Genomic DNA, 18381 nt, shown 5'->3' on the forward strand with positions numbered 1-18381 from the left:
CCTATGCACAGCATTCCTTCCCATTCCCTCCCGAGATCCGGGCTGTCCTGGGACGTTAATCTTCCATATGACATGAGGAATATGCCATATTTTGTTCAAAAATAAGGAAAAATCTGCACCTACCCCCATGGGCAATATATGAAATTCCTAGAAGTTCAAGTGAAATCGGAGAAAAAGCCTATTAACGCTTGCTCTCTCGGAAGGTTGCGTCATTATTCCCTCATAGGTTGTGTTTCTTCCCAGGAGGACTGGTCATGGTTGCAAATTCAGGGCGCTCGCTCGGCGCTCAGCTGGATCAGCTCGTGCGGCGCACCCTCGGCCAATGGCCGCAGCGTCCTCCCGGTCTCGAGCCCTCCGCGAAGCAGCCGGGCACCTGGCTGCGCGCGCGGCCGGACCCGGAGCGCAAGGTGACCCAGCCCTACCTCAAGATCCCCGGCGCGCATCGCCTCCGGACGCTGCCGGACGGGCTCTACCTGCATTTCAGCACCCGCGCCGAGGAGCCCTATGTGGACGTCCTCTGCATCGAGGCCTGCAGCACCTATCAGAACCTGCTGGACAAGCGCTCCCGCTTCGCGCCCAGCACTGGCTCTCTGCTCGCCGTCTGTCCCGTGGAGTGGCTGCTGGAGCCCGGCATCCCCGGCAACAACATCCCGCGCTGGCGCCTCATCCGGATGGTGAAGAAGGAGCCGAAGGCGCCGCTGATCCTTCCCGTCCGGGATGCGCGCGTGCTCTTCGCCCTGCAGGACCGGCACTATCGCGGCTTCATGTCGAGCCAGACCGCCCAGGCGCACGAGTTCTTCTGCCCGATGGATGTCCTCACGGACATGGAGGGGGCGAAGAACCCGGCCCTGCGCGCGCTGATCGCCCGCGCCGCGGCCGCCTCGAACTTCATGGACATGCCGGAGACGCCGGCGGGGCTGCGCTAGGAACCTCGCGTCGGACGCGAGGATTGCCGCATATCCCTCAGGCCAACAAGGAATAAAACATCCGGATGCTGGTGATGGCGAGGAACACCGCGAAGGCCTTCTTCAGCAGCTCCGGCCGGATGCTGTGCGCCAGCGCGACGCCCCAGGGGGTGGCGATGATCGAGCCCGGCACGATCAGCGCGAAGCCCACGAGGTTCACCCAGCCGAGCGAGTAGGGCGGCAGCCCCTCGGCGCCGATCCCGGCCCAGATCAGCCCGATCGTCGCGGGGATGGAGATCACGATGCCGAAGGTCGAGGCCGTCGCCACCGCGGAGCGGATCGGCGTGCCGAACATGCCCAGCACCGGCACGCCCACCGTGCCGCCGCCGATCCCCATGATGGCGCTGATCACGCCGATGCCGCCGCCGATGACCTGCCGGGCCCAGCCCAGCGGCATGCTGTCGCGCAGCCGGAAGGCCACGCCCGTGAAGCCCATGTTGGCGGCCACCAGCAGCGCCACGCAGGCGAAGACGAAGGTCATTCCCGGGCCCTTCAGCACCGCCGTCAGGTAGGTGCCGACCAGCACGCCAACGAACATCGCGGGCGTCAGGCTCCTCAGCAGCGGCATGTCGATCGCCCCCTTCGCCCAGTGCTTGCGCGCCGAGACGATCGAGGTCGGGATGATCGTGGCCAGCGAGGTCGCGACCGCGACCTTCATCTGCGTCGCCGCCGGCACGTCGAAGAGCGGCAGGATATAGAAGAGCACCGGCACGATCACGATGCCGCCGCCCACGCCGAAGAGGCCCGCCAGCAGGCCGGAGAACAGGCCGGTCGCGCCCATCGCCAGGGCCAGCAGCCCGAGCCACACCCAATGATCCATCAGAATTCAGGCCTTCCAGACGATTCGGACGGCCTCGGATGGTGGTCGTTCCGCTTGCAGTGCCATAGCTTCGCAACTGCGAACTGTCATCCCCGCGAGGCGACTTGCTCATCACCGATCCCTGGTTCTACGCGCTGGCCATTCCGGCCTTCCTCCTCACGGGCATCAGCAAGGGCGGCTTCGCCTCGGGGGCGGGCAACACGGGCGTGCCGATGATGTCGCTGGTGATGCCGGCCTCGCAGGCCGCGGGCATCGCCCTGCCGGTGCTCTGCGCGATGGACATCGCGGCGCTCCGCGCCTGGTGGGGCCGGTGGGACAGGGCGCAGCTGCGCATCATGCTGCCCGGCGCGATCATCGGGATCGTCCTCGGCACCTTCGTCTTCGGTGCGCTCTCGGATGCCGTCGTGAAGATCTTCATCGGCACGATCACGCTCGTCTTCCTGGCGCGCAGCCTCTGGCTGGAGCGCGGCAACCGCGTGGTCCCCGCCGCGGCGCCATCGAGGATCAAGGGCGGCTTCTGGGCCGCCTGCGCCGGCTTCACGAGCTTCCTGGCCCATGCGGGCGGCCCGCCGGCGGCGGTCTACCTCTACCCGCTGAAGCTGGACCGGGCGCGGCTCACCGCCACCACCGTCGCCCTCTTCTCGACGGTGAACTACCTGAAGCTGATCCCCTACTTCTTCCTGGGCGCGCTTTCGGTGCAGAACCTGCTGACGAGCCTCGTCCTGCTGCCGCTGGCACCCATCGGCGTCCGGATGGGAGTCTGGCTGCAGGGCCGCATGAGCGACCGGGTCTTCTACCGCATCATCTACGTGCTCCTGGCCGCGACCGGCTTCGAGCTCGTCTACGAAGGTCTCTTCCGATGAGGATGCTGGGTGTCCTGGGCGGCATGGGGCCGCTCGCCTCCGCGGAGTTCATGCGCCAGCTCACCCTGCTGACGCCGGCCGAGCGCGACCAGGATCACATCCCCACGGTCCTCTGGTCCGACCCGCGCGTGCCCGACCGCACCGAGGCCCGCGTGCATGGCGGCGAGGACCCGCTGCCCGCGCTGGTGAACGGCATCCGCGGGCTGGAGGCGGCCGGCTGCGGCGCCATCGTGATCCCCTGCAACACCGCCCATGGCTGGTTCGACGGCATGCGCGGCGCCACGACGCTGCCCATCCTGCACATCGTGGACGCCGCGGCGGACGAGCTGCGCCGCCAGGGCGTGACCGAAGGCCCGATCGGGCTGATGGGCACCACCGGCACGCTGGCCATGCGCCTCTACCAGGACCGGCTCGGCATCGAGTGCCTGACCCCGGAGCCGGAGGTGCAGGAGGCGCTGGTGATGCCGGCCGTCGGCCTGGTGAAGGCGAACCGTGTCGAGGAGGCCTATGCGCCGCTCGCGCTGGTCGCGCGCGGGCTGCGCGCCCGCGGCGCCACGGCCGTGGTGCTCGGCTGCACCGAGATCCCGCTCGGCATCGCCGCCGGCCCGGCGCTCGAATTTCCCGTGATCGACACGATCGCGGCCCTCGCCCGCGCCGCAATCGGCTGGGCGAAGGGCTGAATTCCCGTTAGGATCGCCGCAACAGGGGAGGCGCTGGTGAGCCAGGCCGAGGAATTCCACAACATCCACGACGAGAGTCGTGGCCTCGCGCGCGAGCTCGGGCCGGGCGTTACGACGCGCATCTTCCCGGGCGAGCAGGCCATGCTCTCCGTCGTCACCATCGCGCCGCACGGCGCCGGCACGATGCACAGCCATCCCGAGGAGCAATGGGGCATGCTGCTCGAGGGCAGCGCGGTCCGCATCCAGGGCGGCGAGGAGATCGCCGTCAGCCAGGGCGATTTCTGGCGCACGCCCGGCGGCATCGAGCACACGATGCGGGCCGGCCCGGAGGGCTGCAAGGTCCTCGATATCTTTGCCCCGCCGCGCGAGGCCTACCGCAAGGCCGGAAAGGGCTTCGCCTCCGCCACCTGATTCCGAGAGGAACCGTCCGATGCCGCCTTCGCTCACACGTCGTGCCGCATTGCTGGCGGGAGCCGGCGGCCTATCGGCCTGCGCCCTCCCGGTCCGGGAGCCTGCCGTGCCGCGCGGCCAGGCCTCGCGCGCCACCGTCCTGGGCGTGCCCAACGAGCGGTTCTTCACCGGCGAGGGTTATGCCGCCATCACCCGGGAATACCTTGCCGCGGCGGAGCGCCGGCGCGTCTTCCTGGGTCTCCCTCCGGGCGCTCAGCTCCCGGCCATGGACCTGCTGGCCGTTTCGGGTGGCGGCGAGGACGGGGCCTTCGGCGCGGGGCTGCTGAACGGCTGGACGCTGGAGGGCTCGCGCCCGGTCTTCAGCCTCGTGACCGGCGTCAGCACGGGCGCGCTGACCGCGCCCTTCGCCTTCATCGGCCCCATGGCGGATGCCCCGCTGAAGAACGTCTACACCGGGGTCACGCTGGCCGATATCGCGACGGCGCGCGGCATGATGGCCGCCCTCTTCGACGATGCCATGTCCGACACGACGCCGCTCTTCGGCACCATCTCGCGCGAGCTGGACGACAGGCTGCTGGCCGCCATCGCGCAAGGCTACCGCGAGGGACGCCTGCTGCTGATCGGCACGACGGACCTGGACACCCAGCTTCCCGTCGTCTGGAACATCGGCGCCATCGCCAACAGCGGCGATCCGCGCGCGCCCACCGTCATCCGGCGCATCCTGCTGGCCTCGGCGGCGATCCCCGGCGTCTTCCCGCCGGTGCTCTTCGACGTGGAGGTGGACGGCCGCAAGTACCAGGAGCTGCACGTGGACGGCGGCGCGGTGGCCCAGGCCTTCCTCTATCCGACGGCGGTCGCCGCGCAGCGCCGCGCGAATCTCCAGGCCCGCCGGCCGGTGCCGGTCATCCGGGCCTGGATGATCCGCAACGCCAGGATGGACGCCAACTGGGCTTCCACCAATCGCCGGACGCTGAGCATCGCCCAGCGCGCCGTCGCCACGATGACGGCCGCGAGCGGCTACAACGACGCGGTGCGGATCTGGCTGAACGCGGAGCGCGACGGAGTCCAGTTCCGGATGGCCTATATCGGGCCGGACTTCGCGGTGGCCTACGACCAGCCCTTCGATCAGACCTACATGACGCCGCTCTTCAACTACGGCTTCGAGAAGGCCCGCGCGGGATATCCCTGGTCCCGCCAGCCGCCCTTCACCTCTTAGGCTCCGGTCAGGGAGCGCTTCGCCACGCCGGCCAGCCAGCCCGAGGCCACAGGCAGGATGGCGTCGTTGAAGTCGTAACCGGGGTTGTGCAGCTCGCGGCCGGGCTCGGCTGGGCCATTGCCGATCCAGGCCATCGCGCCCGGCACCCGCTCCAGCATCGCCGCGAAATCCTCGCCGCCGGCCGTCGGCGGGATGTCGCGCCGCACCGCGTAGCCCGCCGCCTCGGCCGCCGCGACGCCGAGCTCCGTCTCCGCCCTGGCATTCACCGTCACCGATCCGCCCACGCCCGCCTCCAGCGTCACCGTCGCGCCGAAGGCCGCGCCGATGCCGTCGCAGATGCGCTGGATGTCCGCGATGATCTCCGCCCGCTGGCCCGGCCGGAAGGACCGCACCGTGCCCTGCATCACCACGGATTCCGGGATCTGGTTGCTCACCGAGCCGCCATGGATCGAGCCGATCGTCAGCACCGCCGGCTCGATCGGGTCCACGTTGCGCGACACCACGGTCTGCAGCGCCGTGATCAGCGCCGCCGCCGCCACGATCGGGTCGCGCGCCAGGTTCGGCTTCGCGGCATGCCCCGCATGGCCCTTCACGGTGATGGAGATGCCGCCGCCCTGCGCCATGATCGGCCCCTCGCGCAGCGCGACCGTCCCGGCCTCCAGCCCGGGCCAGTTGTGGTAGGCGAAGACCTGGTCCATCGGGAACCGCTCGAAGAGCCCGTCGGCGATCATCGCCCGCGCGCCGGCGCTCCGCTCCTCCGCCGGCTGGAAGATGAGCTGCACCGTGCCCGTCCAGGACTTGTCCTCCAGCAGCAGCGCCGCCGCGCCGAGCAGCGAGACCGTGTGCCCGTCATGCCCGCAGGCGTGCATCACGCCCGGATTCCGCGAGGCGTAGGGCAGGCCGGTCGTCTCCTCGATCGGCAGCGCGTCCATGTCCGCGCGCAGGCCCACGCTGCGGTTGGAGCCGCCGCGCTGCAGCGTCGCGACGATCCCGTGCCCGCCCACGCCGGCGACGAAGGGGATACCAAGTTCGGAAAGCTTCTCCTGCACGAAGCTCGCCGTCTCCGCCTCCTGCTGCGAGAGCTCCGGATGCATGTGCAGGTGGCGGCGCCACGCGGTCAGCCTCTCGGCGAGGTCCTGGTCCATGATCGAATCTCCGTTCCGGTGGCGACTCCATCGCGTCCGCTGCCGGATGAAAAGGCCCGCTGTCCCGATCGGGCGATTTCGATAAGCTCGCCCCTCCGCTGCACGGAGAGCCCCATGGACAATCCCCTGATGACGCCGCAGGCCGCGAGCCCCGGAGTGGCCTGGAGCGGCGGCACCTTCATCCCGGCCGGCGAGGCCAGCATCTCGCCCTTCGACCTCGGCTTCACCCGCAGCGACGTCACCTACGACGTGGTGCATGTCTGGGACGGCGCCTTCTTCCGGCTGGAGCATCACCTCGACCGCTTCCTCGCCTCGGTCGCCGCCCTGCGGATGAAGCTCCCGGTGGACCGAGACGGGCTGCGGGACATCCTGATGGGCTGCGTCGCTCGATCCGGCCTGCGCGACGCCTATGTCGGCATGGTCTGCACGCGCGGCCGCCCGCCGCAGGGAAGCCGCGACCTGCGGCTCTGCGAGAACCGGCTGCTGGCCTATGCGCTGCCCTTCGGCTGGATCGTGGAGCCCGCGGCGCAGATGAAGGGCACGCACGCCATCATCAGCTCCATCCCGCGGATTCCGCCGGAATGCGTGGACCCGACGGTGAAGAACTACCATTGGCTCGACATGGAGCGCAGCCTCTTCGAGGCGTATGACCGCAACGCGGAGACCGTGATCCTGCTGGGGCTGGACGGCAACGTCACGGAGGGGCCGGGTTTCAACGTCTTCGCGGTCGTGGACGGCACGGTGGTGACGCCCGATCGCGGCGTGCTGGAGGGGATCACGCGGCAGACGGTGATCGATATCTGCCGCGAGCGCGGCACGCCCATCGAGGTGCGTCCCGTCTCGCGCGAAGAGTTTCTGGAGGCCGACGAGATCTTCCTCAGCAGCACGGCAGGCGGGTTGATGCCGGTGACGCGGCTCGAGGATCGCATCCTTGGCAACGGCGCGCCGGGCGCGGTGACGATGGCGCTGCGCGCGGCCTATTGGGCGCGGCACCGCGATATCAGGGACTGCACGCCAGTGAGCTATGGCGAGGAGGAGATGCCGTCCAACGCGCTCGCCCGCCAGAAGGAGCTCATCCCGGCAGGCTGAACGAAAAAGGGCGGCCCGAAGGCCGCCCTCTCATATCGAACGAGCCGTGAGGCTGGTTCAGCCGGCCTTGAGGTTGACCGCGGACGTCTTGCCGCGCTCTTCCGTCAGGTCGAAGGAGACCTGCTGGCCGTCATTGAGGCCCTGCAGGCCCGCAGCCTGGACGGCCGTGATGTGCACGAACACATCGGAGCCGCCGCCGGCGGGGGAAATGAAGCCGTAACCCTTGGTGGCGTTGAACCACTTAACCGTACCTGAAGCCATCTTAGTTCTCCTTGATCGCACACCGCGGGAATTTCCGCGGCATGGCCAACACACGCCGGACAATCGGTACGCATCCAGCTGGTCTTTGGAGAGCTTCTGGGATCGGCACGGCCAGACGAGGCAAGGAGCAAAGGCGCAGATCGGAGCCCACAAGTCAAACGCCATCGGCCGCGCGTGCGAAATGGTCACATCGCACGCCGCGAACCATCCGATCGTTCCGTGCGCTGCCCCGGCCGGGACCTATTCCTTCAGCGCCAGCCCAGCGCCGGCGCGACCTGCGTCAGGATTCCCTCGACGACATGGGCGCAGTAGTCGACGCCCAGCTGGTTCGGGATGGTAAGCAGCAGCGTGTCCGCTTCGGCGATGCCCTCGTCGGCGCGGAGCTGCCCGATGAGCGCCTCCGGCTCGGCCGCGTAGCCGCGGCCGAAGATGGCGCGGGTCTTCTCGTCGATGAAGCCGACCGAGTCCTGCTCCTTGCCGCCCTGGCCGAAATAGGCGCGGTCGCGGTCGTCGAGCAGGGGGAAGATGCTGCGGCTGACCGAGACCCGCGGCGTTCGGGCATGGCCGGCCTCCTTCCAGGCCTCGCGATAGGCGCGGATCTGGCGGGCCTGCTGGATGTGGAAAGGCTCGCCGGTCTCATCGTCCTTCAGCGTGGAGCTCTGCAGGTTCATCCCCTGCTTCGCCGCCCAAACAGCCGTCGCGTTGGAGCCGGAGCCCCACCAGATGCGCTCGCGCAGCCCCTCCGAATGCGGCTCCAGCCGCAGCAGGCCGGGCGGGTTGGGGAACATCGGGCGCGGGTTGGGCTGGGCGAAGCCCTGGCCCTTCAGCACCTCGAGAAAGACCTCGGCGTGGCGGCGGCCCATCTCGGCATCGGTCTCGCCCTCGGCCGGGCCGTAGCCGAAATGACGCCAGCCATCGATCACCTGCTCGGGCGAGCCGCGGCTGAGGCCGAGCTGGAGACGGCCGCCGCTGATGAGGTCGGCGGCGCCGGCATCCTCGGCCATGTAGAGCGGGTTCTCGTAGCGCATGTCGATGACGGCGGTGCCGAGCTCGATCGTCTTCGTCTTCGCGCCCATGGCGGCGAGCAGCGGGAAGGGCGAGGCGAGCTGGCGCGCGAAATGGTGCACGCGGATATAGGCGCCGTCCGCGCCCAGCTCCTCCGCCGCGACGGCGAGGTCGATGGACTGGAGGAGGGCATCGGCCGCGGAGCGCGTGGCGGATTGCGGCGAGGGCGTCCAATGGCCGAAGGAGAGGAAGCCGATCTTTTTCATGGAGGTCTGGTCCGGATGGGCGGAGCTGGGCCCGCCGTGGATGGGGTCTTGCCGGCGAATATGGGAGGTGGGGCGCATCCGGTCCCATCACCGCGGTCGATGATGGTCATGGATGACAAGCGGCATCGCCGGCCCCGCCATTCCCGGCATGCGCGCCACCGGAGGTTTACGACCGGCCTGCCGATCCGGTGGCTCAGCCCCTCTCAAGATGATCGAGATAGGCGCAGAACATGTCCGCCATGGCTTCGGCATAGGCCTCGATCTCCGATGGAGTCCGGGGAGCCTCCGAGAAGCGCTTGCCCAGCAGACTTAGTGTCGCCGTGATCAGGTCGCTGGCGATGGCACGGGTCGCCTCGGCCGTCCGGGGCAGGGCCTCGCACAGGAAGCGATGGATGATCCGGTCCCCCGACGCCCTAGCCTCCCGTGCCTCGGGCGCATCGCGATAGAGCGGCGCGGCGTCGCTGAGGGCCACGCGCACAGCAGCCTCCTCGCATTCCGAGCGGAGAAAGGCGTGGACCAGCCGGCGCAGCCGCTCCGCCGGCGGCCGCGGCTGATCCTCCAGGATGTCGCGTAGCAAGGCCGTCGTTTCCCGCCATTCGTCGGCCTGCAGCCGAAAGAGGATCGCCGCCTTGTTCGGAAAGTACTGGTACAGCGAGCCGACGCTGACGCCGGCCTTCTCGGCCACCCGTGCCGTGGTGAAGCGATGCGCGCCCTCCTTCGCCAGAACCTGAGCGGCGGCGGTCAGGACCGCGGCCACAAGGTCGGCGGAGCGGGCCTGCTTCGGCTGCTTTCGCGAGGAAATCCGGGCGTTTCGGCGATCGGTCATGGGGCGGCGCGGCAATGCGAATAGGAAACCTGACGAATTATTCGTATTTTCAATCCGACACAAGAACGCCCTACGGACTGGATCCCATGACCATGACCATGACCACGACCCTGACCACCGCCCCGCTGGCGCCGCTGCTCGACCGCCTGTTCACGGAGGCCGAGGCGGCAACGAGCCCTGCCATGTCTGGCCTTCCGCAGGAGGAGCGCGAGCGGCTGATGCGCAGCAAGACCGAGTATCTCGATTTCTACGGCCGCCTGAAGGATCTCTGGCTTCCCGTCTCGCGCGAGACCGGCACGCTGCTCTACATGCTCGCGCGTACCTCGTGCGCGCGGAGCATCGTCGAGTTCGGCATGTCCTTCGGCATCTCGACGCTGCACCTCGCCGCGGCCCTGCGGGACAATGGCGGCGGCCGGCTGATCACGAGCGAGTTCGAGCCCTCCAAGGTCGCGCGCGCCCGCCGGCACCTGACGGAGGCCGGCCTCATCGACCTCGTGGAGATCCGCGAGGGCGACGCCCTGCGGACGCTCGGCGCCGATCTCCCCGAGAGCATCGACCTGCTCCTGCTGGACGGCGCGAAGGGCCTCTATCCCGAGGTGCTGGCCCTGGTGGAGAGCCGCCTGCGCCCCGGCGCGCTGATCGTCGCGGACAATGCCGATGAGAGCCCCGAATACCTCGCGCGCATGCGCGCCACAGGCGGCGGCTACATGTCGATGCCCTTCGACGAGGACGTCGAGCTCTCCCTCCGGGTGGGCTAGGCGGCCCGGCTCCGCCTGGCGCGCGCCAGGTGGAGCCGCCTCACCGCCGCTTCAGCGCCAGCCGCTTCGGCGCCTCCGATGTCGCGGCCGCGGCGAACTTCGCCAGCACGTCCTCCGGCCAGGGCGTCACCTTCCGCTTCGTCAGGTCCACGCAGAGGTACAGCACCTCGTGCTCCGAGGCCGTCCAGCCCTCGGAGAAATGGAACATCCGGTGGCGGCAGAGCAGCCGCTTCTCGTCGAAGGAGAGCACCATGCTGGAGCTGCCGATGGGCATGCCCTCCAGCATCTCGCGCTGGTAGTCGAGCCAGGCCTCGGCGGCGAAGGTGCCGAGGCCGGCGTCGCGCAACGGGCGCCCCAGGCCGATCTCCGGCCAGAGGCGGTCCGTCTGCAGGTCATAGGCGACGAGGTAGTTGCCCATGTTCATGTGGCGGTAGTGGTCCACCCATTCCGGGCGGACGGTGGTCAGGGGCTGGTCCCAATGGAACCAGCCCACCTCATGGCGAACGGCCACGCGTCAGTGGATGTCGGCGGACTTGGCCAGCGCCTCGCGCAGCTTGGCGATGTCGAAATCGGGGCGCTTCGCCATCTCCAGGATCACGGCCTCCTTGCGCGTCAGCAGGTCGATCGCGGCGGGGACGCCCTTCACCGCATCGGCCGGGATCACCACCGCGCCGTGGCGGTCGGCATGGATCACGTCGTCATGGTTCACGGCCATGCCGTGCACCGTCACCGGACGGCCCCAGTCCACCACATGCACGTAGGCGTGGCTCGGGTTGATGATGCCGAGCAGCTGGAACTCCGGCGCCACCATGTCGAGGTCGCGGATCGAGCCGTTGGTCACGCAGCCCAGCGACTTGAGGCCCTTGTGGACGTTGGTGTTCACCTCGCCCCAGAAGGCGCCGGTGCCGGGTACGTCGTCGAGGTCCTGCAGCACGACCACGGTCGGCATGTCGGTGTTGGCGACGTATTCGTACCAGCCGATGCGCGAGGCGCGGTCGGCCTCGGCCGTGCGGCCGTGCGGATGCGCGGCGCGGATCGTGCCGACGCGGGCCGGGCCGCAGATCGGCTTCATCGTGGGATGCGCGCAGTCGAAGGTGCGGACGGTGAAGCCGTAGCCGCGGCGCGCCGGCACCACGACCTCGAGCGCGTTGCAGATGGTGGGCGTGTCCCACTCGCACAGGGCGTCGAGATCGGCTTGGGTATAGGGGCGCTGAGTCATGATTTCCTCCGGATGGAGGCCGCAGCTTCATGGCATGCGGGCCCCGCGTCAAACCGGCGCGTCAAACCTGGCGGGCGGCCGCGCGTTCCGGTCCTGCTCCCGCGCCGTGAAGGATTTGTGTCGTGCTTGCCGTTTCTCTTTGGGCAGTCTAGCGGGCGAACATGCGCTTCCTCGCGATCCTGACCGCACTCCTGTTGCCCGGCCTCGCAGCGGCGCAGACCGGCCGCTACGGCTCGGTCGGCACGCCGAACATCGGCCCGCCCGAGGACGCGCTGATCCCCTCGCTCGCCGCCAAGCAGGACCGGTTGGAGGAGCAGGGCTGGATGATCCGCGGCCAGGCCACCTTCATCCTGCAGGGGCAGGCCGGCTTCCGTTCGCCCTATCGCGGCGAGGCGAGCCTCCAGCCCGCGGCCCAGGCGCGCAACACCTTCTCGACCGACCTCATCCTGGGACGGCGGCTGTGGCAGGGCGCCGACTTCATCGTGGATGCCTCGGTGACGCGTGGCTTCGGCCTCTCGAATTCCGTCGGCGTCGCGGCCTATCCGAACGGCGAGGCCTTTCGCCTCGGCACGACGGACCCGACCTTCTTCGTCCCCCGCGTCTTCTTCCGCCAGACCATCGGCCTCTCCGGCGACATGGTGCCGAGCGACGACGACCCGCTGCGCTTCAGCGAGCCCATGGCGCGCGAGCGCATCACCATCACGGTGGGCCAATTCGCGGTCTGGGACATCTTCGACGACAACCGCTACGCGCATGACGGGCGCACGCAGTTCATGAACTGGGCGCTCATCGGCGGCGCCGCCTTCGACTACGCGGCGGATGCGCGCGGCTTCACCCAGGGCGCCGCGGTGGAGTGGGAGAACGGCAGCTGGGCCGTGCGCGGCGGCGTCTTCCGCGTGGCGCGGCGGGCCAACGGGCTGTTTCTCGACCCCTCGGTCACGCGCGGCTTCCAGGCGCTGGCCTCGGTCGAGCGCTTCTGGCGGATCGGCGAGCGCGAGGGCGCGGTGCGCGTGATCTACGGCGCCTCGCGCACGCGGCAGTCGCGCTGGGTCGACATCGACCCGATGGATCCCGTCACCTTCGAGCTGAGCCCGAACCGCTACACGCTCAAGCACAACGTCACGATCTCGGCCGACCAGCAGATCACCGAGGATTTCGGCGTCTTCGGCCGCCTCTCCTGGAACGACGGCCAGACGCAGAACTGGATGTTCACCGAGATGGACCGCGCGGTGAGCTTCGGCGGGGTGCTCACGGGCCAGCGCTGGAACCGGCCGAGTGACACGGTGGGGCTCGGCACCAATGTCGGCTGGATCAGCCCGGGCCGGCAGCGCTATCTGGAGGCGGGCGGCATCGGCTTCATCGTGGGCGACGGGCGGCTCAACTACCGGCCGGAATGGATCACCGAGCTCTACTACGATGCGCGCGTGGCGCCGGGCGTGAATGCGGCGCTCGGCTACCAGCTGGTGGTGAACCCGGCCTACAATGCGGATCGTGGCCCCGTCAGCATCTTCTCCTTCCGCCTCCGCACAGCGTTCTGACCTGCCGGCTTCCGAGCGCGAGCAGCTCTTCGCGGCCGAGCCGCGCTTCGCCGGCATCGAGGAGCGGGCGGGGCCGCTGCCCTGGCGCACGCGGCCGCGCGGCTTTCCGGGCATCCTGCGCACCATCTGCGGGCAGCAGATCAGCAACCAGGCCGCGGGCGCGATCTGGCGGCGGCTGTCGGCCATCCCCGGCGCGCTGACGCCCGAGGGGCTGCTGGAGCTGGACGATGCGACGCTTTGCGGGGTCGCGGGGCTCTCGCGGCCCAAGGCGGCGCATGCGCGCTCGCTGGCCGCGGCCTGCCTGGACGGGCGGCTCGACTTCGACCGGCTCTCGACGCTGCCGGATGCCGAGGCGGTCGCCGTCCTGAGCGCGGTGAAGGGGCTGGGCCCCTGGACCTCGGAGGTTCACCTGCTCTTCGCGGAGAAGCGGACGGACATCTTTCCAAGCGGCGACATCGCGCTGGCCAATTCGGCGCATCACCTGTTCCAGCTGAACGAGCGGCCGAAGCCGCTGACGCTCGCCCGGATGGCCCTGGCCTGGTCGCCGCAGCGGTCGCTGGCGGCGCGGCTGCTCTGGCACCACTGGCGCCACCAGACCGGGCGGACGCTGATCGAGGATCCCTGAGTAGAGGCAATTCCACCTCTCGCGTTCATGGTCATAGATGCGAGCGGATTAGGGACTTCTACGTATGCTTCTGATAATTGCTAATCAGATAACTTCAGCCATGGCAAATAGCAGGATGGTCGGCTGCGATGCCGATCACAGGGTTCGGGAGAAACGAGGTGCCAACAATATTGGCGGGTTTAGATAGGCTTATTCGCGACGGTGACCTTACCATCGTGGAAGAGGTCAATTTGCCGGCGCGCGCCGAACGTCGGTTACCGCTGCCGGAAGAATTCCAAACCGGTCGCGTCGGAAGGTGGTTGAAATCAGGACCAGGGGCGGACGGGGCGCTCTGGCGCCACCAGTCCATGGCTTTGCACGCCGCCGCCAATGGCCGGAGCATCGTTGTGGCGACAGGCACAGCTTCTGGTAAATCCTTGATATTCCAGGCTGCCGCGTTGCGTATCTTGGAAGACGATCCCGATGCTCGCATCCTCGTCTTTTACCCATTGAAGGCACTGGCGACCGACCAACTCATGAGCTGGAAAGAGGCCGTGAAAGCGACGGGATTCGAACCCGACGTGGTCGCTGAAGTCCACGGATCGGTGCTGATGGATGAAAGGCTGAAGGCCATCCGTACAGCCCGCATCTTGGTGATGACGCCCGATGTGTGCCAAGCGTGGCTCATGCGGAACGTCAGTATGCCAGATGTCCGGCGATTTCTCGCCGGGCTCCGCTTGCTCGTGCTGGATGAAGCGCATGTATTAGAGGCGGTGTTTGGAAGCCATGTCGCCTTCTTGCTGCGGCGCCTCCAGGCGGCTCGCAGCTTGGCACGGCGGACAGGCGAGGCAACACAGCAACTCAAAATCATAGCGGCGAGCGCCACTATTGCTAACGCTGCGGAACACCTAGAGGCCTTGACCGGAATCCGCTGCGACGTCGTGGGTGAGGAAGACGACGGTTCCCCCCGTTATCCTCGTCGTCTTCTCCACGCCGCAACCGGCGGCGACAGCCAGGGGACTGCGGCCCAGATCCTTCGCGATCTGCTAGAGCGGTCTGATCAAGATAGCTTCATCGCATTTGCTGACTCGCGCCAAGGCGTGGAGCGGATCGCTCATAGCCTAGCTCATGATGGAGTGCGACCTTACCGCTCAGGATACGAAGCAGCAGATCGCCGCGCCATTGAGACCGCGCTTCGTGCGGCAGAACTGCGTGGAGTCGTGAGCACGTCAGCGCTCGAACTCGGCATTAACATTCCCCATTTTGTGTTTGGGTTGAACCTGGAGGTGCCTTCATCCCGGAAGGCCTTTCGCCAGCGTGTTGGCCGGGTTGGCCGTGCTCAGTCCGGCGCTTTCGCCGTGCTTGCAGACCCCCTGGCATTTCGTCGCCTCGGGAGCACTTTCAATGAGTATTGGGACGGTTCAGTGGAACCATCCCACCTCTATCTGGGCAACCGCTTTATGCAGTTCGCCCATGCAAGATGCTTGGCGGAGGAACTCGAGAGTTTGGGGATCGCGCGCCCCGTACCTCCCGCTAACGTTGCGTGGCCTACAGGCTTCTCGGAGGTCTTTGCTTTTGCACGCACTGGGGGAGCCCGTCCGCAGGAATTCGATCCGATTCACCAGATCGGTGGCGACGAGCCTCACATAAATTATCCTCTGAGGAATGTTGGGGAGCCGAGCTTCACGATAACACCAAGCAGTGGGGCCGATCGCATCGGAACAGTGAGCTTGCAGCAGGCTATCCGAGAAGCTTATCCGGGCGCTGTCTACTTACATATGGCTCGCGGCTATCGCGTTTTCGAGTGGCGGAACACAGCCTTCGATAGAACGATCAAGGTCGGTCCGACGTCTGCGCCGGGCATCACAAAGCCTATCATCAGGACGTTTGTGAACGCTGCTGTCGACCGCGGTGGGGTCGTGGCCGGACACCACCGCGCAAGCGACGACGGCTTTCTGGCGGAGTGTCAACTGCAGATTACGGAGCGGGTGGAGGGCTACGAGGAACGGGGCCAGAAAAAACTTTACAAGGATCTCCGACAAGAGAATCCTGCGATGACAACCAAGATGCGGGATTTCCGGACGACGGGGGTAATCCTTCGTGTGACAGCGGATTGGCTCAAGGCGGCTGGCGTGAAACAGCAGCTTGCCGCGGCTCTAAAGAGTTTGATTTTTCGAGAATATTCGATTGCCCCGCAGGATGTAGGCGTCGTGGCGACCAACATTGCTCTTATCAATGGGGGGCAGCGTGTAGCGGTACATGATGCAGTTGTCGTATTCGACGCAACTTACGGAAGTCTTCGCCTGACTGAACCTGTGTTCACGGATCTGTCCGAATTACTGGACCGATTATCGCGGGCTGCTGAGCTGGTTGGCGAACAGGAAGACGCACCTGTGCCGATCGAAGTTCTCGATCGGCTGCGTGAGTGGCTGGCGAAGCTCTCATCCTTGTCGACGCCAAGCGAGCACGCCGTTGTAATTCCTGAAGATGGCTGGCTGCGTGTTCTTAAGCCGGGAAGCCGGGTTGCGTTGAGGGGCCGGGCCGGTGCTCTCAGCGACATTGAGATTATGGGTCCGATTATCATGAGCGCCCTTGAGGATGAGCCGGCCACACTCCACTACCAGCATCGTCCGGCTGATGCTCCAACCGGCCTAGTTGGAGCCCGCTTCGCGCCCGAAACCAAAATTGAGCGTATTGGCGACGATTGGTCGGAAACGCTTTGGAATCCCACTACAGGGGAATACCGAGAGGAGGAGGGCGAGGAACTTGCAGCCTGATGCGGCGACATTTCACGTCATTGTTATAGAGCTTCTGACTGAACTTGCTCTCCGTTCCGGATACCGGTCCGGCTCATGTCCGATCCCGCTTCGCACCCGTCATGCCCGGCGCGCCGAGCTCATAGGGGCTGCTAATGCTGGACGACGTGACGCCCTGCGGTGGCGCAGGGCTCTCACGGCCCGAGGCGGCGACTTGTTCGCCGCTGCGCTCGCTGGCGGCACCAGACCGAGCAGACGCTGATCGAGAATCCCCGAGGGCCCTCGGCGCTGCTCACTCCCGCTCGGGAACAGGGACGTTGAAGCCGTTGAGCGTCGTCGCCACCATGCAATAGAGGCCGATCAGGAAGATCAGCTCGTTGGTTCCTTCCTGTCCGAAGGTCCGGACGGCCAGGCGATAGGCCGGCTCCGGCAGGACGCCGCCATTGACCAGGGCGAAGGTGACGTCATTGGCGACGGCCTCCTCGGCGGTGAGATCGGCCGGGCGCGAGCCGGTGATCAGCGTCGCGAGGCGCGCCTCGCTCTGGCCCTGCCGCTCGGCGACGGCGATATGCGCATAGATCTCGTAGGCGGCGTCGAAATGCGCGCCGGTCACGAGGATCGCGATCTCGCGCACCTTGGGCGGCAGGGTCGCGCCCATCGACATGGCCTTGGTGAGCTCCCAGATCGGGCCGCCGAGCCGCGGCGTCTGGAGCCAGGGGTTCCAGGGACCCATCAGCGCGCCGGGTTTGGGGTCGCCCTCCGGCGCGATGGCGATGAAGGCGTTGAAGTTGGACGAGATGCCCTTCTTCATGTCCTCGTAGAGCGGCTTCTGCTCGGCGGTGAGTTCGGATGGGGCGATCAGGGGAACGCGCATGTGGCTCGGGCCTCCGGCTTCGCATCGGAGGTGATGCTGCCGGATCGGATGTGCTCGGCCCGAGCGGCCCTGCAACCCCGGGCAAAGTTAAAGTGCCGGAAGGACAACCTCCGCGATCTCCGCCATCGCCTCCTCGGGCGGGCGGCCGTCGGGCGTGAGGTTCAGCATGACATGGTGCACGCCACTGTCGCGCATCTCCTCGATCACCGCGCGCAGGCCGAGCACGCCCGTGCGGTAGCCGAGCTCCAGTGGCTCGGCCGGCGCGGCTCGGTCGCGCGCGAGGTCCACGCGCAGCGAGGAGCTGAAGCTGCGGAACTCGCCCGGCACCGTGCGCTCCACCGCGCGGCGCCAGAGCGCGTAGCGGTCGTGCTGCACCTCGGGTGGACGGTGATAGGTCGCCCATCCCATGGAATGCCGCGCGATCCACTCCAGCGACTGGCCGCCGGAGCCGACGGCCAGCAGCGGGACGGGGGCCCGGGCCGCAGGCCGCAGCTCGAAGCTGTCGCCGGGGATGTCCGGGATTATCAGCGGCGGGATTTCCAGCGCCGCGGCGAGGCGTTCCCAGTGGTCGCGGAAAAGGTCGCGGCGATCGCCGGTGGATTGGCCGAAGGCGGCAAACTCCTCGCGCCGGTCGCCCGAGCCGAGGCCGAGGACGAAGCGTCGGCCGGAGAGGATGTCGAGCGAGACCGCCGCCTTCGCGATGTGCAGCGGGTGCCGCAGGGTCAGCACCGTCGCCGCGGTGCCGAGCGCGATGCGCGAGGTCCGCGCCGCGATGGCCGACAGCATCACCATCGGGTCGAGATGGCCGAATTCCTCCGGATACCAGGGGCCGTTCAGCGGCACGTCGCGCACCCAGATCGCGGCGAAGCCCAGTTGCTCGGCGAGGGCCGCCAGCTCGATCTGCTGCGCGAAATCCACCTCGGGTCCGGCCTGCGCGCGCAGCGGCAGGACGAAGCCGAGGGACAGCCGCCCCTCGCGGAACACGGGTTCGGGAAGGGGCATGGGGTCTCCGAGGTGTGGCCCTCCTATTGTGAGGCCGGCCCGCCCGCTTCCAAGGCTTGGGCCGCGATGCCAGTTTGCCTGTC

19 protein-coding genes are annotated in these 18381 nt (G+C 67.7%); 10 read left to right on the top strand and 9 right to left on the bottom strand.

Features of this window, described 5'->3' with window-relative positions; genetic code table 11:
• Positions 1–254 precede the first annotated feature (254 nt).
• Positions 255–926: a hypothetical protein gene (locus AC1ROY_RS10065; protein WP_493148666.1), complete on the top strand. Its 672-nt coding sequence runs from the start codon at positions 255–257 to the stop codon at positions 924–926.
• A 37-nt stretch (positions 927–963) separates the two neighbouring features.
• Here AC1ROY_RS10065 and AC1ROY_RS10070 read toward each other — a convergent pair whose 3' ends face one another.
• Positions 964–1785 (bottom strand): sulfite exporter TauE/SafE family protein, encoded by an 822-nt coding sequence (locus AC1ROY_RS10070; RefSeq protein ID WP_493148667.1) that lies wholly within the window; start codon positions 1783–1785, stop codon positions 964–966.
• Between the two features lie 104 nt (positions 1786–1889).
• Here AC1ROY_RS10070 and AC1ROY_RS10075 point away from each other — a divergent pair, with 104 nt between their 5' ends.
• The 4 genes from AC1ROY_RS10075 (at position 1890) to AC1ROY_RS10090 (ending at position 4955) form a co-directional block, all read left to right on the top strand.
• Entirely contained in the window at positions 1890–2648 is a 759-nt protein-coding gene (locus AC1ROY_RS10075; RefSeq protein ID WP_493148668.1) for a sulfite exporter TauE/SafE family protein, read from the top strand.
• A complete protein-coding gene (gene cuyB / locus AC1ROY_RS10080; protein WP_493148669.1) occupies positions 2645–3328 on the top strand; it encodes a cysteate racemase in 684 nt (227 codons plus the stop codon). The genes AC1ROY_RS10075 and cuyB overlap by 4 nt, the downstream gene beginning before the upstream one ends.
• Before the next feature lie 36 nt (positions 3329–3364).
• On the top strand, positions 3365–3739 hold the full coding sequence (locus AC1ROY_RS10085) for a cupin domain-containing protein (protein ID WP_493148670.1): 375 nt from the start codon (positions 3365–3367) through the stop codon (positions 3737–3739).
• A 106-nt stretch (positions 3740–3845) separates the two neighbouring features.
• Entirely contained in the window at positions 3846–4955 is a 1110-nt protein-coding gene (locus AC1ROY_RS10090) for a patatin-like phospholipase family protein (protein WP_493148671.1), read from the top strand.
• Here AC1ROY_RS10090 and AC1ROY_RS10095 read toward each other — a convergent pair.
• Positions 4952–6100, bottom strand: coding sequence for an amidohydrolase (locus AC1ROY_RS10095; protein ID WP_493148672.1), 1149 nt, complete (start codon positions 6098–6100; stop codon positions 4952–4954). The genes AC1ROY_RS10090 and AC1ROY_RS10095 overlap by 4 nt on opposite strands.
• A 114-nt stretch (positions 6101–6214) precedes the next feature.
• On the opposite strand from AC1ROY_RS10095, the gene AC1ROY_RS10100 reads away from it, so the two are divergent.
• Positions 6215–7189, top strand: coding sequence for an aminotransferase class IV (locus AC1ROY_RS10100; RefSeq protein WP_493148673.1), 975 nt, complete (start codon positions 6215–6217; stop codon positions 7187–7189).
• Between the two features lie 57 nt (positions 7190–7246).
• On the opposite strand, the gene AC1ROY_RS10105 is transcribed toward AC1ROY_RS10100, so the two are convergent.
• The 3 genes from AC1ROY_RS10105 to AC1ROY_RS10115 all read right to left on the bottom strand — a co-directional run bounded on the left by AC1ROY_RS10105 (position 7247) and on the right by AC1ROY_RS10115 (position 9547).
• On the bottom strand, positions 7247–7450 hold the full coding sequence (locus tag AC1ROY_RS10105; RefSeq protein WP_131547397.1) for a cold-shock protein: 204 nt from the start codon (positions 7448–7450) through the stop codon (positions 7247–7249).
• Positions 7451–7698: 248 nt separating this feature from the next.
• Positions 7699–8721, bottom strand: coding sequence for an LLM class flavin-dependent oxidoreductase (locus tag AC1ROY_RS10110; protein WP_493148674.1), 1023 nt, complete (start codon positions 8719–8721; stop codon positions 7699–7701).
• A 193-nt stretch (positions 8722–8914) separates the two neighbouring features.
• The gene (locus AC1ROY_RS10115) at positions 8915–9547 is read right to left on the bottom strand and encodes a TetR/AcrR family transcriptional regulator (RefSeq protein ID WP_493148675.1); all 633 of its coding nucleotides are present in this window, start codon (positions 9545–9547) and stop codon (positions 8915–8917) included.
• Positions 9548–9633: 86 nt separating this feature from the next.
• Between AC1ROY_RS10115 and AC1ROY_RS10120 the strand changes: the two genes are divergently transcribed.
• Complete coding sequence (locus AC1ROY_RS10120; protein ID WP_493148676.1) at positions 9634–10305, top strand: O-methyltransferase; 672 nt, start codon at positions 9634–9636, stop codon at positions 10303–10305.
• Between the two features lie 40 nt (positions 10306–10345).
• Here AC1ROY_RS10120 and AC1ROY_RS10125 read toward each other — a convergent pair whose 3' ends face one another.
• Complete coding sequence (locus AC1ROY_RS10125; protein ID WP_493148677.1) at positions 10346–10816, bottom strand: thioesterase family protein; 471 nt, start codon at positions 10814–10816, stop codon at positions 10346–10348.
• Positions 10817–10819: 3 nt separating this feature from the next.
• A complete protein-coding gene (locus AC1ROY_RS10130) occupies positions 10820–11524 on the bottom strand; it encodes an RraA family protein (protein WP_493148678.1) in 705 nt (234 codons plus the stop codon).
• Positions 11525–11685: 161 nt separating this feature from the next.
• On the opposite strand from AC1ROY_RS10130, the gene AC1ROY_RS10135 reads away from it, so the two are divergent.
• The 3 genes from AC1ROY_RS10135 (at position 11686) to AC1ROY_RS10145 (ending at position 16443) form a co-directional block, all read left to right on the top strand.
• Positions 11686–13062, top strand: coding sequence for a carbohydrate porin (locus AC1ROY_RS10135; protein WP_493148679.1), 1377 nt, complete (start codon positions 11686–11688; stop codon positions 13060–13062).
• Positions 13007–13687, top strand: a complete 681-nt coding sequence (locus tag AC1ROY_RS10140) for a DNA-3-methyladenine glycosylase family protein (protein ID WP_493148680.1) — start codon at positions 13007–13009, stop codon at positions 13685–13687. Before AC1ROY_RS10135 ends, AC1ROY_RS10140 begins: the two co-directional genes overlap by 56 nt.
• A gap of 128 nt (positions 13688–13815) precedes the next feature.
• Complete coding sequence (locus AC1ROY_RS10145) at positions 13816–16443, top strand: DEAD/DEAH box helicase (protein WP_493148681.1); 2628 nt, start codon at positions 13816–13818, stop codon at positions 16441–16443.
• 271 nt (positions 16444–16714) lie between these two features.
• On the opposite strand, the gene AC1ROY_RS10150 is transcribed toward AC1ROY_RS10145, so the two are convergent.
• Positions 16715–17296: a carboxymuconolactone decarboxylase family protein gene (locus AC1ROY_RS10150; protein ID WP_493148682.1), complete on the bottom strand. Its 582-nt coding sequence runs from the start codon at positions 17294–17296 to the stop codon at positions 16715–16717.
• An 87-nt stretch (positions 17297–17383) separates the two neighbouring features.
• Positions 17384–18298 carry a TIGR03571 family LLM class oxidoreductase gene (locus AC1ROY_RS10155; RefSeq protein ID WP_493148683.1) on the bottom strand — a complete coding sequence of 305 codons (915 nt, stop codon included), beginning with the start codon at positions 18296–18298 and terminating at the stop codon, positions 17384–17386.
• Positions 18299–18381: the final 83 nt, after the last annotated feature.

This window comes from Roseococcus sp. GW821-FHT12F05, assembly GCF_058806835.1.

Coding starts and splice junctions, on each gene's coding strand:
- AC1ROY_RS10150 (WP_493148682.1), bottom strand. CDS start 17,296: ATGCGCGTTCCCCTGATCGCCCCATCCGAACTCACCGCCGAGCAGAAG.
- AC1ROY_RS10140 (WP_493148680.1), top strand. CDS start 13,007: ATGCGGATCGTGGCCCCGTCAGCATCTTCTCCTTCCGCCTCCGCACAG.
- AC1ROY_RS10095 (WP_493148672.1), bottom strand. CDS start 6,100: ATGGACCAGGACCTCGCCGAGAGGCTGACCGCGTGGCGCCGCCACCTG.
- AC1ROY_RS10100 (WP_493148673.1), top strand. CDS start 6,215: ATGGACAATCCCCTGATGACGCCGCAGGCCGCGAGCCCCGGAGTGGCC.
- AC1ROY_RS10130 (WP_493148678.1), bottom strand. CDS start 11,524: ATGACTCAGCGCCCCTATACCCAAGCCGATCTCGACGCCCTGTGCGAG.
- AC1ROY_RS10070 (WP_493148667.1), bottom strand. CDS start 1,785: ATGGATCATTGGGTGTGGCTCGGGCTGCTGGCCCTGGCGATGGGCGCG.
- AC1ROY_RS10110 (WP_493148674.1), bottom strand. CDS start 8,721: ATGAAAAAGATCGGCTTCCTCTCCTTCGGCCATTGGACGCCCTCGCCG.
- AC1ROY_RS10155 (WP_493148683.1), bottom strand. CDS start 18,298: ATGCCCCTTCCCGAACCCGTGTTCCGCGAGGGGCGGCTGTCCCTCGGC.
- AC1ROY_RS10135 (WP_493148679.1), top strand. CDS start 11,686: ATGCGCTTCCTCGCGATCCTGACCGCACTCCTGTTGCCCGGCCTCGCA.
- AC1ROY_RS10145 (WP_493148681.1), top strand. CDS start 13,816: ATGCCGATCACAGGGTTCGGGAGAAACGAGGTGCCAACAATATTGGCG.
- AC1ROY_RS10120 (WP_493148676.1), top strand. CDS start 9,634: ATGACCATGACCATGACCACGACCCTGACCACCGCCCCGCTGGCGCCG.
- AC1ROY_RS10065 (WP_493148666.1), top strand. CDS start 255: ATGGTTGCAAATTCAGGGCGCTCGCTCGGCGCTCAGCTGGATCAGCTC.
- cuyB (WP_493148669.1), top strand. CDS start 2,645: ATGAGGATGCTGGGTGTCCTGGGCGGCATGGGGCCGCTCGCCTCCGCG.
- AC1ROY_RS10115 (WP_493148675.1), bottom strand. CDS start 9,547: ATGACCGATCGCCGAAACGCCCGGATTTCCTCGCGAAAGCAGCCGAAG.
- AC1ROY_RS10105 (WP_131547397.1), bottom strand. CDS start 7,450: ATGGCTTCAGGTACGGTTAAGTGGTTCAACGCCACCAAGGGTTACGGC.